The sequence below is a fragment of the Pseudomonas sp. KCJK8993 genome, from assembly GCF_046230915.1.
Taxonomy (GTDB): domain Bacteria; phylum Pseudomonadota; class Gammaproteobacteria; order Pseudomonadales; family Pseudomonadaceae; genus Aquipseudomonas; species Aquipseudomonas piscis.
Window position 1 is genome coordinate 84,553 of record NZ_JBJJLO010000003.1, and the last position, 11,487, is coordinate 96,039.

Here is an 11,487-nt window from a genome sequence, read left to right on the forward strand (position 1 = left end):
AGGCTCGCCTGGGTGGCGAAGTGTTGCTTGAGATAGAGGATGGAACGCTAAGTTCCCGTGCGGCCCGGCGATACGCCGGGCGGTCGGCTGGGGTGGTTCAGGCGAGGCTGGCGAGGGCCAGCTCCCTCGCCACGAAGGTGGCGAGGCAAGCGGGTCAGGCGGCGCTGGGGCGCAGGGAGTAGGTCTTGAGCTGGCTGGCGAAGTCGCGCAGGGACTGGATGCCGCTGGCCTCGGCTTCGTGGACCCAATCCTTGATGGCGGCCAGCATGTCGTGGCCATTGGAGCTGGTCTTGACCCAGATCTGTTGCAGGGCCAGGCGCTTCTCGTAGATCACCTTCAACGCCTGGCTGTGTTCCAGCATGTTCTGGATACGCAGGTGGTGGCGATCTTCCAGCAGGCTGGTTTCCCGGGACAGCAAGCGCTTGGCGCGGTGGAACTGATGGCGTACCGAGTGATCGACCTTGGCCAGTTCCTGCTTGACCAGCGGGCCGATCACCAGCTTGCGGTACTGGGCCATGATCTGGAAGCGGTTGTTGAGGATGGCCATGGCGGTGTCCATGTCCAGGTGGCCCTTGCCTTCGACCCGGTGGGCGATGGGCGCCACCCGCTGGACCTTGGCCAGGCCCAGCAGGCTGAAGAGCTTGATCCAGCCCCAGCCCATGTCGAACTCCCACTTCTTCACCGACAGCTTGGCCGAGTTGGGGTAGGTGTGGTGGTTGTTATGCAGCTCCTCGCCGCCGACGATGATGCCCCAGGGCACCAGGTTGGTGGCCGCGTCGCGGCATTCGAAGTTGCGGTAGCCCACCGCATGGCCCAGGCCGTTGATCACGCCGGCGGCCCAGAATGGAATCCACATCATCTGCACCGCCCAGATGGTGATGCCGATGGTGCCGAACAGCAGCAGGTCGATCACCGCCATCAGCGCCACGCCGCCGAGCTTGTAGCGGCTGTAGAGGTTGCGCTCGATCCAGTCTTCCGGGCAGTTCTTGCCGTAGATACGCAGGGTCTCGGGGTTGCGCGCTTCCTCGCGGTACAGCTCGGCGCCCTTGCGCAGCACGGTGGACAAGCCCTTGATCACCGGGCTGTGGGGGTCGTCGACGGTCTCGCACTTGGCGTGGTGCTTGCGATGGATCGCGGTCCATTCGCGGGTATTCTGCGCGGTGGTCAGCCACAGCCAGAAACGGAAGAAATGCTTGAGGCCGGCATTGAGCTCCAGGGAGCGATGCGCGGAATAACGGTGCAGATAGACCGTGACCGCAACGATGGTCACGTGGGTCATCAACAGGGTGACTGCCACCAGTTGCCAGGCGGACAAGCCAAGTAAACCTTCATACCACATAGGCGATAAGGCCCTCGATAGAGAAAAAACAGCCCAGGCATTATCACCATGCCCGGTGAGAAAACCAGTCGCCCTTTCAGATAAGAGTGGCGGGATGTTTCTTCCTCTATAATCCCAAACTTTTCGTGTGGAAATAGACGGGCTTATGTCGGTTTCTTATCGCAATGGCTTGCGTGCTGCGCTGCTCTACCTGCTGCTGTCCATGGCCTGGCTGCAGCTCAGTGGCTATTTATTGAGCAGTTTCTTCGATGGATCGATCGACCAGGCCCTGTGGCAGCAAACCAGCTGCTATGCCTGGGCCGTGGTCAGCGCGGTGCTGATCTTCTTTGCCCGGGCGCGCTTGCTACGCGTGCTGGGCGCCGACCGCTGGTTGCGCCACCAGCAGAAGGACCGTGAGCGCCTGCGCCAGGCCGCGGCGGTGTTCGACTGTACCCGCGAAGGGGTACTGGTGAGCGACACCCAGGGCCAGATCGTCCACGTCAACCGCGCCTTCATGGAGATCACCGGCTACCAGCGCGAGGAAGTGCTGGGGCGCCAGCCGAGCATGTTCAAGTCCGGCCATCATTCGGTGGACTTCTACCAGGCGATGTTCGGCGCGTTGCGCCAGAGCGGCGAGTGGAGCGGGGAAATCTGGAACCGACGCAAGAGCGGGGAAATCTATCCGCAGTGGCAGACCATCCGCGCGATCCGCGACGAGCAGGGCGAGCTCACCCACTATGTGGCGGTATTCTCCGACATCAGCGCGATCAAGGATTCCGAGCACGAGCTGGCGCACCTGGCCCACCACGATCCGCTGACCGACCTGCCCAACCGCCTGTTGCTCACCGACCGCGCCGAACAGGCCCTGGCCTCGGCGCAGATCCACAAGCGCGGCTGCGCCATGCTGATGATCGACCTGGACCACTTCAAGATGGTCAACGACAGCCTCGGGCATAACGTCGGCGACCAGTTGCTCAAGGCGTTTGCCCAACGCTTGCGCGACATGTTCGGCCCCGGAGTGACCCTGGCGCGCCTGGGCGGCGACGAGTTCGCCGTGCTGGCCGAAAGTTGCCCGCAATTGGTGCAGGCGGCCGCCCTGGCCCAGCGCATCCTCGATGGCCTCAAGGAACCGTTCCAGCTGGACGGCCACCAGGTGCTGATCAATGCCAGCATCGGCATCAGCCTGTTTCCCAGCGATGCCCGCAGCGCCAGCCAGTTGCTGCGCAACGCCGATGCCGCGCTGTTCAAGGCCAAGAGCGCCGGGCGCAATGGCTATGCCTTGTACACCGAGGAACTCACCGCCCATGCCCAGCAGCGGGTGGAGACGGCCTTCGAGTTGCGCCGCGCCCTGGACCGCCAGGAGCTACGGGTCTACTACCAACCGGTGCACGACCTGGCCACCAGTCGCCTGGTGGGCGTCGAAGCCCTGGTGCGCTGGCAGCACCCGCACCGCGGCCTGGTGCCGCCGGCGGAGTTCATCCCCATCGCCGAACGCACCGGGATGATTGCCGAGATCGATGCCTGGGTCATGGGCGAGGCATGCCGGCAGATGTGCCAGTGGCAGGCCGAGGGCGTGGTGCTGTCGTTCATCGCGGTGAACGTCTCGACCCGCCTGTTCGCCCGCAGCGAGCTGTACCAGCAGGTGGCCCAGGTGCTGCACGACACCGGGCTGGACCCGGCCTACCTGGAGCTGGAGGTCACCGAAAGCGCGCTGATGGACGACCCGGAAGTGGCCCTGGAGCAGATGCACCGCCTGCGCGAGCTGGGCATCCGCCTGGCCATCGACGATTTCGGCACCGGTTATTCGTCGTTGCTGCGGCTCAAGCGCCTGCCGGTGCAGAAGCTCAAGATCGACCAGGGCTTCGTCGCCGGCTTGCCGTGGGACGAGGACGATGCGGCGATTTCCCGGGTCATCGTGGCACTGGCCCAGAGCATGGGCATGCAGGTCCATGCCGAAGGTATCGAACAGATGGAGCAGGCCCGCTTCCTCCTGGACCAGGGCTGCGATCTGGGCCAGGGCTACTGGTTCGGCCGGCCAATGCCGGCCTCCTTGCTGGACTGGGACAACGCCCCGCAGATCCTCTGACGCGCCTGATGCAGCTGGCGGGCGCTGCGCCTCCGGTCGCAGCCTCGTTGCACTCGACAGCGGCTACAGGCGCTTCGCGTAGCGGTCGCAAGAGGGCGGGCATGGTCTCAGGGGGCCCGTAACTGCGCGCCCCGCCGAATAATTTCCACTGGTTATATAAACATTCTTAAATAGTATTTTTAAGAATATCCCTGCCTATCTACTATTGCTCCACGCCACCCGCAGTGCCGCCACTGCACGGCACATCCCACTCAGGAGCATCACCATGAGCGCATCTCTACGTAGCGTCGACGGACAGGACGAAGCAACCATCTTGCGTGAAATTCAAAGTGCACTGCGGGACCTGCGCTTCGGAGCGGTGGAAATCACCGTGCACAACGCCCAGGTCGTGCAGATCGAGCGCAAGGAAAAATTCCGCCTGCAGCAACCCGGCAACAAATCCAGCTGAATCAAATCACCCTCTCGCAAGCGAGAGGCCCGACTGGTCAACCGGAGGGCGTCACCCATGACCCCCAGTTCGTACCCCAGCGTTCATCCGCGAATGCGAGCCTGATTCGCCATAAGAAAAATGCCAGCACATTAGAAAATCTCGGGAGCTCTACCATGTCGTCGATTCGCCGTTATGCCCTGGCTGCCCTCGCCAGTGCCGTTTTTGCCGGTTCCGCCGTAGCCAAGGACTATGAGCTGCTCAACGTGTCCTACGACCCGACCCGCGAGCTGTACCAGGACTACAACGCCGAGTTCGTAAGCTTCTGGAAGAAGGAGCACCCCGGCGACAACGTGAAGATCCAGCAATCCCACGGTGGCTCGGGCAAGCAGGGCCGGGCGGTGATCGATGGCCTGCGCGCCGACGTGGTGACCCTGGCCCTGGCCGGCGACATCGACGAAATCGCCAAGCTCGGCAAGACCCTGCCGGCGGACTGGCAGAAGCGCCTGCCCGACGCCAGCACACCCTACACCTCGACCATCGTGTTCCTGGTGCGCAAGGGCAACCCCAAGGGCATCAAGGACTGGGGCGACCTGATCAAGAAGGACGTCTCGGTGATCACCCCCAACCCGAAGACCTCCGGCGGCGCTCGCTGGAACTTCCTGGCCGCCTGGGCCTACGGCCTGAAGGCCGGGGGTAGCGAAGCCAAGGCCAAGGAGTACGTGCAGGAGCTGTTCAAGCACGTACCGGTGCTGGATACCGGCGCCCGTGGCTCGACCATCACCTTCGTCAACAACGGCCAGGGCGACGTGCTGCTGGCCTGGGAAAACGAAGCCTTCCTGGCGCTCAAGGAAGAAGGGGGCGCCGACAAGTTCGACATCGTCGTGCCGTCGCTGTCGATCCTCGCCGAACCGCCGGTGGCGGTGGTGGACAAGAACGCCGAGAAGAAGGGCAACACGGCGATCGCCGAAGCCTACCTCAAGCATCTGTACAGCCCGGCCGGCCAGGAGATCGCGGCGAAGAACTTCTACCGTCCACGGGACAAGGACGTGGCGGCCAAATACGGCCAGCAGTTCCCGAAACTGGAGCTGGTGACTATCGACAAGGACTTCGGCGGCTGGAAAACTGCCCAACCGAAATTCTTCAATGACGGTGGCGTGTTCGACCAGATCTACCAGGCCCAGTAACAGGAGGAGCCACTCTAACCGCCGTCGCCTGGAGCCCCGGAATCACTTCGGGGCTTCGTGCGTTTCACCTGCGTTCAACCAAGGACTCTTATGTCGCGTCGTATCTCCCCCGTCATACCCGGCTTCGGGCTGACGCTGGGCTACACCTTGGTGTACCTCAGCCTGATTGTGCTCATCCCCCTGGCGGCGATGTTCGTCCATGCCGCACAACTCACCTGGGACCAGTTCTGGGCCATCGTCTCGGCGCCCCGGGTGCTGGCGGCCCTCAAGCTCAGCTTCGGCACCGCCTTGTACGCGGCAGTCATCAACGGCCTGATCGGCACGCTGCTGGCCTGGGTCCTGGTGCGCTACAGCTTCCCCGGACGGCGGATCATCGATGCGATGATCGACCTGCCCTTCGCGTTGCCCACCGCGGTGGCGGGCATTGCCCTGACCGCGCTGTACGCGCCCACCGGGCTGGTGGGCCAGTTCGCCACCGACCTGGGCTTCAAGATCGCCTACACGCCCTTGGGCATCACCCTGGCGCTGACTTTCGTCACCCTGCCGTTCGTGGTGCGTACCGTACAGCCGGTACTGGCGGACATCCCCCGCGAAGTGGAAGAAGCCGCCGCCTGCCTCGGCGCCAAGCCCTGGCAGGTGTTCCGCCACATCCTGGTGCCGGCGTTGCTGCCGGCCTGGCTGACCGGTTTTGCCCTGGCCTTCGCCCGGGGCGTGGGCGAGTACGGCTCGGTGATCTTCATCGCCGGCAACATGCCGATGAAGACCGAGATCCTGCCGCTGCTGATCATGGTCAAGCTCGACCAGTACGACTACACCGGGGCCACCTCCATCGGCGTGCTGATGCTGGTGGTGTCCTTCATCCTGTTGCTGCTGATCAATCTGCTGCAGCGGCGTATCGAAACCCCATAAGGAGGCGCGAACCATGTCCCAATCGTCCATCGCCGCCTCGTCGGCCAACGCCGCCCGCCGTGGCAGCGCCACTTCGCGGCGGGTATTGATTGGCCTGGGCTGGCTGATCTTCGCCCTGTTCCTGCTGCTGCCGCTGTTCATCGTCGTGTCCCAGGGGCTCAAGCTTGGCCTGGGTGCATTCTTCGCGGCGATCTTGGAGCCCGACGCCCTGTCGGCGCTCAAGCTCACGGTGATCGCGGTGCTGGTCTCGGTGCCGTTGAACCTGGTGTTCGGGGTCAGCGCCGCCTGGTGCGTGAGCAAGTACTCGTTCCGTGGCAAGAGCCTCCTGGTGACCCTGATCGACCTGCCGTTCTCGGTGTCGCCGGTGATCGCCGGCCTGGTCTACGTGCTGATGTTCGGCGCCCAGGGGCTGTTCGGCCCGTGGCTGTCGGAGCACGACATCCAGATCGTGTTCGCCCTGCCGGGCATCGTCCTGGCCACCATCTTCGTCACCGTGCCCTTCGTCGCCCGCGAGCTGATCCCGCTGATGCAGGAGCAGGGCACCCAGGAAGAAGAGGCCGCGCGCCTGCTGGGGGCCAACGGTTGGCAGATGTTCTGGCACGTCACCGTACCCAACATCAAATGGGGCCTGATCTACGGCGTGGTGCTCTGCACCGCCCGGGCCATGGGCGAGTTCGGCGCGGTGTCGGTGGTCTCCGGGCACATCCGCGGAGTCACCAACACCCTGCCGCTGCACGTGGAGATCCTCTACAACGAGTACAACCACGTCGCGGCCTTCGCCGTGGCCAGCCTGTTGCTGATCCTTGCGTTGTTCATCCTGCTGCTCAAGCAGTGGAGCGAATCCCGAATCAACCGCCTGCGCGCCAGCGCCGCGGAGGAATAAGACATGTCGATCGAAGTCCGTAACGTCAGCAAGAACTTCAACGCCTTCAAGGCCCTGGACAGCATCAACCTGGATATCCACAGCGGTGAGCTGGTGGCGCTGCTCGGCCCTTCGGGCTGCGGCAAGACCACCCTGCTGCGGATCATCGCCGGCCTGGAGACGCCCGATGCCGGCAACATCGTGTTCCACGGCGAGGACGTCTCCGGCCACGATGTGCGCGATCGCAACGTCGGGTTCGTGTTCCAGCACTACGCGTTGTTCCGCCACATGAGCGTGTTCGACAACGTCGCCTTCGGCCTGCGCATGAAGCCCAAGAACCAGCGCCCCAGTGAAAGCCGGATCGCCGAGAAGGTCCACGAATTGCTGAACATGGTGCAGCTGGACTGGCTCTCCGATCGCTATCCGGAGCAGCTCTCCGGCGGCCAGCGCCAGCGTATCGCCCTGGCCCGGGCCCTGGCGGTGGAGCCCAAGGTGCTGCTGCTGGACGAGCCCTTCGGCGCGCTGGATGCCAAGGTGCGCAAGGAGCTGCGCCGCTGGCTGGCGCGGCTGCACGAAGACATCAACCTGACCTCGGTGTTCGTCACCCACGACCAGGAAGAGGCCATGGAAGTGGCCGACCGCATCGTGGTGATGAACAAGGGCGTGATCGAGCAGATCGGCTCACCTGGCGAGGTCTACGAGTATCCGGCCAGCGATTTCGTCTATCACTTCCTCGGCGACTCCAACCGCCTGCGCCTGGGGGAGGACAACCATGTGCTGTTCCGGCCCCATGAAGTGTCGCTGTCGCGTGCGGAGCTGGAGGATCACCACGCCGCCCAGGTCCGCGATATCCGCCCGCTGGGCGCCACCACCCGGGTGACGCTCAAGGTCGAGGGCCAGGATGAACTGATCGAGGCCGAAGTGGTGAAGGACCATGACAGCCTGGTGGGCCTGGCCAAGGGCGAGACGCTGTTCTTCAAGCCCAAGGTCTGGCAGAAGGTCGCCAATCTCTAAAAGCCGAGAAGCATCGCGGGCAAGTCGGATCGCCGCCCGCTCGCTCCTACAGAAGCAGAATGCGTGCTTCTGTAGGAGCGGAGCTTGCCCGCGATTGCGATCTAGATCGCGGCACGCTTCGGATTGACCCGCACACCCCCCGCCCGTGCCTCGATCTGCTGCTTGAGGTCATGGCGCAGGCCCAGCAGGAAGGCCAGTTCGGCCACCACGAACAGCGGGCCGATGATCAGCCCGGAGACGTCATCGACGAAGGCCGGCTTGCGCCCTTCGTAGTAATGGCCGACGAACTGGATCACCCAGCCCACCACGAACAGGCCCAGGCCACTGGCCAGCCAGACCAGGGTGCTCTGTTGCGCCAGTGCCTGGCCAGCCCACACCGACAAGCCCATCAGCACGCTCATCAATAACCCCAGGCGCAGTTCCAGGCGCAGGTAGTACACCGCCGCGAACAGGGCCAGCAGCAGCGCCGGCGAAAGCGTCAGCCCGGCCACCGGCCAGGCCGGGCGGGACAGCAGTACGGCCACGGCAACCACGATCATCGGGATGCCGATGAAGTGGCTGGCGATATTGCGTGGGTCGCGGTGATAGGCCGCGTATTGACTCAGGTGATCGACGAGGCTTTTCATTGTTGTTCCTCCGTTGGGTGGCCGGATCATGCCGCACGCCCGATCACGGCTCTGTCGGCTAGGCGACAATCAAGGCGATGCCCTGGGGAAAACACGGTCCATGGATATGCAGCAATGGCGCGAATGCCTGATGGCCGGCCAGTGGTTCAGCCACTTGCCGCCCTCTCTACAGGATAGCCTGCTCGACAATGCCCGCCTGCGGCGGCTGGCGCCGGGGCAGTACCTGTTTCGTCGTGGCGATCCACCCTGCGGCCTGTATGCGGTGGTCGAGGGCGTGGTGCGGGTCGGCGCGGTCAGCGCGCAGGGCAAGGAGGCCTTGCTCAGCCTGATGGAGGCACCCCACTGGTTCGGCGAGATCTGCCTGTTCGACGGACAGCCGCGTACCCACGATGCCTGCGCCGAGGGTGCCTGCACCTTGCTCCAGGTACCCCAGGCGAGCCTTGCGCGGCTATTGGACGAGCAACCCGTCTACTGGCGCCAGTTCGCCCTGTTGATGAGCCACAAGTTGCGCCTGGCCTTCATCAACCTGGAGCAATTGAGCCTGATGCCGGCCCCGGCGCGGGTGGCCAACCGCCTGCTGGCGATGGCCGCCGGTTATGGCGAAGTGACCCAGAGCCGGCGCCTGCTGCAACTGCCCCAGGAACAGCTGGCGCTGATGCTCTCGCTGTCGCGCCAGACCACCAACCAGATCCTCAAGGACCTGCAGCACCAGGGCATCCTGCGGCTGAGCTATGGCGAGATCGAGATCCTCGATGCCGAACGCCTGCGTGCCCTGGCCAGTTCCGTGTAGCCGCTGCCGCAGGCTGCGCACGGCTCGCCATCTGGCGGTGCCTGGTTCCATGCAGGTCAGGGACGGTTCGGGGTCAGCGCAGGCCGTCGCGGAATTGTCCGGGGGTCATGCCGGTCCAGCGCTTGAAGGCCCGGCTGAAGCTGCTGGCGTCGGCGAATCCCAGCAGGTAGCTGATTTCGCTGAGGGAGCAGGCCGGGTCGCGCAGGTGCAGCAGGGCGAGGTTTTCCCGGCACTCGTTGAGCAGGGTGTCGAAGCGCGTGCCTTCGTCCGCCAGGTGCCGTTGCAGGCTGCGCAGGCTCAGGTGCAGGGCCTGGGCCACGCGCTCGGCGGCCGGCTCGCCGTCGGGCAACTGGGCCTCGATCACTTCGCGCACCTTGCGCTCCCAGGTCAATGGCCGTAGCTGCGCCAGGGCGCGCTTGAGCACTTGCTCGTTGTGTTCGGCCAGTTCCGGGTTGGCATCGTCCAGGTGGCTTTCGAAATCCTGCACGCGAAACTCCAGGCAGTCCTCGCTGGCCGCGAAGTGCACCGGGCAGCGGAACACCCGGTGCCATTGGCTGGGGTCCTCGGGCTGCGGCCGCCGCAGGTACACGGCCAGCGGCGCGTATTCACGGCCCAGGCGGCTGCGGCAGGTGCGCACGTGGATCGCGGCGAACGCGTCGATGGCCTCGAACGCCGGCTGCTGGGCGCCTTCGGGCATCTTCAGGACGAAGCGGTAGCGGTCCTGCTCGCGGATCAACTGCGGGACCAGGGCATCGCTGACCACCTGGTGATAGCGCAGGATGCGCTCGAACACCTCGCGCAAGCTGCCGCTGGCCACCAGCGCATACCCCAGGGCGTGGAAGGTGGTGGGGCTGACGAAGCGCGACACCCGCAAGCCGATGGCTGGATCGCCGCTGGCCTGTACCGCCAGTTGCCACAGACGAGTGGTGGCCGACAGCGGATAGCGGGCGTTGGGATTGTCCATCAATTGGGGGTCAAGCCCGGCCTCGCGGCACAGGGCCGCGCTATCCAGGTCCAGGGCATTCAGCTGCTTGCGCAGGGCGCGGGTCCAGCTGGCGAGAGAGGTGGCTTCGGTCATGCGATTGGCGCGTCCGGTCAACAGGTTGGCGTTCACGGCTAGCGCCCAGGGCCAGGGCCCGGGGCAGGATGCACACATCACTGACCCAGAGGATGGAATCATGCAGGGTACTTGCGCAAGCCCCGAACGGATGGACGCACAACAGCGCGCGGCGCACATTCGCGAAGTGGTCGTGGCCCGGGGCGATGAACTGCGCCGGCGCTATCCGCTCCTGCGTCACCAGGACGCCCTGGGCGCGACGATCCTGGCCTTCGCCCTGGCCGGCATGGTCGGCTGCGCCGCGCTCTATCTCAACGGTCACCTGGCCTGGTGGGCCTGCCTGCTGCTCAATGCGTTCTTCGCCTCGCTGACCCACGAGCTGGAGCACGACCTGATCCACAGCATGTATTTCCGCAAGCGGCGGGTGCCCCACAACCTGATGATGGGCCTGGTCTGGCTGGCTCGCCCCAGCACCATCAACCCCTGGATACGCCGCCAGTTGCACTTGAACCACCACAAGGTCTCGGGCTCCGCGGGCGATGTCGAAGAGCGTGGCATCACCAACGGCGAGTCGTGGGGCATCGCGCGACTGCTGATGGTGGGCGACAACATGATCTCGGCCTTCGTCCATACGCTCCATGTGCCGGGCTGGAAGGCCAAGCTCAAGCGTTTCGCCCGGCTGATGGCAGCCTATGCTCCCCTGGCGCAGTTGCACTGGGGCGCCTGGTATCTGTTTCTCGGCTTCCATGGAGCCAATGGCGTCGCCGCGTTGCTGGGCACTTCCATCGAGTGGTCGGCCAGCACCCTGGCGCTGATGCAGGTGATCGACATCGCCGTGGTGGTGATCGTCGGCCCGAACGTGCTGCGGACCTTTTGCCTGCACTTCGTCAGCTCCAACATGCACTACTACGGCGATGTCGAGCCGGGCAACGTGATCCAGCAGACCCAGGTCCTCAACCCTTGGTGGATGTGGCCGCTGCAAGCGTTCTGCTTCAACTTCGGCAGTACCCACGGCATCCACCACTTCGTGGTCAAGGAGCCCTTCTACATCCGCCAGATGACCGCGCCAGTGGCCCACCGGGTGATGGCGCAGATGGGCGTGCGTTTCAACGACCTGGGCACCTTCGGCCGGGCCAACCGGTTTACCCGTAAGGAACAGCAGGCGCCGCAGGCGCTGGGTGCCGAGGCTTGAGGTGTGATGGTTGAGGCCA

11 protein-coding genes are annotated in these 11,487 nt (G+C 64.7%); 8 read left to right on the plus strand and 3 right to left on the minus strand.

The genetic code is table 11. The annotated features are described in order from the left end of the window. Window positions 1-154 precede the first annotated feature (154 nt). Window positions 155-1,339 carry a delta-9 fatty acid desaturase DesA gene (desA, locus tag ACK6AU_RS02120; protein WP_185701592.1) on the minus strand — a complete coding sequence of 395 codons (1,185 nt, stop codon included), beginning with the start codon at window positions 1,337-1,339 and terminating at the stop codon, window positions 155-157. 145 nt (window positions 1,340-1,484) lie between these two features. Here desA and dibA point away from each other — a divergent pair, with 145 nt between their 5' ends. From dibA to ACK6AU_RS02150, 6 genes are all read left to right on the plus strand, one after another. After that, window positions 1,485-3,404 (plus strand): phosphodiesterase DibA, encoded by a 1,920-nt coding sequence (gene dibA, locus ACK6AU_RS02125; RefSeq protein WP_409297500.1) that lies wholly within the window; start codon window positions 1,485-1,487, stop codon window positions 3,402-3,404. Window positions 3,405-3,669: 265 nt separating this feature from the next. After that, on the plus strand, window positions 3,670-3,852 hold the full coding sequence (oscA, locus tag ACK6AU_RS02130) for a sulfur starvation response protein OscA (RefSeq protein ID WP_185701590.1): 183 nt from the start codon (window positions 3,670-3,672) through the stop codon (window positions 3,850-3,852). A 155-nt stretch (window positions 3,853-4,007) separates the two neighbouring features. After that, the gene (locus ACK6AU_RS02135) at window positions 4,008-5,018 is read left to right on the plus strand and encodes a sulfate ABC transporter substrate-binding protein (RefSeq protein WP_185701589.1); all 1,011 of its coding nucleotides are present in this window, start codon (window positions 4,008-4,010) and stop codon (window positions 5,016-5,018) included. 90 nt (window positions 5,019-5,108) lie between these two features. Next, complete coding sequence (gene cysT, locus ACK6AU_RS02140) at window positions 5,109-5,927, plus strand: sulfate ABC transporter permease subunit CysT (protein ID WP_185701588.1); 819 nt, start codon at window positions 5,109-5,111, stop codon at window positions 5,925-5,927. A gap of 13 nt (window positions 5,928-5,940) precedes the next feature. After that, window positions 5,941-6,810, plus strand: a complete 870-nt coding sequence (gene cysW / locus ACK6AU_RS02145; protein WP_085598086.1) for a sulfate ABC transporter permease subunit CysW — start codon at window positions 5,941-5,943, stop codon at window positions 6,808-6,810. A gap of 3 nt (window positions 6,811-6,813) precedes the next feature. Next, a complete protein-coding gene (locus tag ACK6AU_RS02150) occupies window positions 6,814-7,803 on the plus strand; it encodes a sulfate/molybdate ABC transporter ATP-binding protein (RefSeq protein WP_185701587.1) in 990 nt (329 codons plus the stop codon). 101 nt (window positions 7,804-7,904) lie between these two features. Here the strand turns inward: ACK6AU_RS02150 and ACK6AU_RS02155 are convergent, their stop codons facing one another. Continuing rightward, the gene (locus ACK6AU_RS02155; protein ID WP_409297504.1) at window positions 7,905-8,429 is read right to left on the minus strand and encodes a DUF962 domain-containing protein; all 525 of its coding nucleotides are present in this window, start codon (window positions 8,427-8,429) and stop codon (window positions 7,905-7,907) included. 100 nt (window positions 8,430-8,529) lie between these two features. On the opposite strand from ACK6AU_RS02155, the gene ACK6AU_RS02160 reads away from it, so the two are divergent. Beyond that, a complete protein-coding gene (locus tag ACK6AU_RS02160) occupies window positions 8,530-9,219 on the plus strand; it encodes a Crp/Fnr family transcriptional regulator (protein ID WP_409297506.1) in 690 nt (229 codons plus the stop codon). Window positions 9,220-9,292: 73 nt separating this feature from the next. Here ACK6AU_RS02160 and ACK6AU_RS02165 read toward each other — a convergent pair whose 3' ends face one another. Further along, window positions 9,293-10,297 carry an AraC family transcriptional regulator gene (locus ACK6AU_RS02165; RefSeq protein ID WP_409297552.1) on the minus strand — a complete coding sequence of 335 codons (1,005 nt, stop codon included), beginning with the start codon at window positions 10,295-10,297 and terminating at the stop codon, window positions 9,293-9,295. 100 nt (window positions 10,298-10,397) lie between these two features. On the opposite strand from ACK6AU_RS02165, the gene ACK6AU_RS02170 reads away from it, so the two are divergent. Beyond that, window positions 10,398-11,468: a fatty acid desaturase gene (locus tag ACK6AU_RS02170; RefSeq protein WP_185701584.1), complete on the plus strand. Its 1,071-nt coding sequence runs from the start codon at window positions 10,398-10,400 to the stop codon at window positions 11,466-11,468. Window positions 11,469-11,487: the final 19 nt, after the last annotated feature.

Excerpts from the sequence above, each read along its gene's own strand:
- desA (WP_185701592.1), bottom strand. The coding sequence starts at position 1,339 with ATGTGGTATGAAGGTTTACTTGGCTTGTCCGCCTGGCAACTGGTGGCA.
- dibA (WP_409297500.1), top strand. The coding sequence starts at position 1,485 with ATGTCGGTTTCTTATCGCAATGGCTTGCGTGCTGCGCTGCTCTACCTG.
- oscA (WP_185701590.1), top strand. The coding sequence starts at position 3,670 with ATGAGCGCATCTCTACGTAGCGTCGACGGACAGGACGAAGCAACCATC.
- ACK6AU_RS02135 (WP_185701589.1), top strand. The coding sequence starts at position 4,008 with ATGTCGTCGATTCGCCGTTATGCCCTGGCTGCCCTCGCCAGTGCCGTT.
- cysT (WP_185701588.1), top strand. The coding sequence starts at position 5,109 with ATGTCGCGTCGTATCTCCCCCGTCATACCCGGCTTCGGGCTGACGCTG.
- cysW (WP_085598086.1), top strand. The coding sequence starts at position 5,941 with ATGTCCCAATCGTCCATCGCCGCCTCGTCGGCCAACGCCGCCCGCCGT.
- ACK6AU_RS02150 (WP_185701587.1), top strand. The coding sequence starts at position 6,814 with ATGTCGATCGAAGTCCGTAACGTCAGCAAGAACTTCAACGCCTTCAAG.
- ACK6AU_RS02155 (WP_409297504.1), bottom strand. The coding sequence starts at position 8,429 with ATGAAAAGCCTCGTCGATCACCTGAGTCAATACGCGGCCTATCACCGC.
- ACK6AU_RS02160 (WP_409297506.1), top strand. The coding sequence starts at position 8,530 with ATGGATATGCAGCAATGGCGCGAATGCCTGATGGCCGGCCAGTGGTTC.
- ACK6AU_RS02165 (WP_409297552.1), bottom strand. The coding sequence starts at position 10,297 with ATGACCGAAGCCACCTCTCTCGCCAGCTGGACCCGCGCCCTGCGCAAG.
- ACK6AU_RS02170 (WP_185701584.1), top strand. The coding sequence starts at position 10,398 with ATGCAGGGTACTTGCGCAAGCCCCGAACGGATGGACGCACAACAGCGC.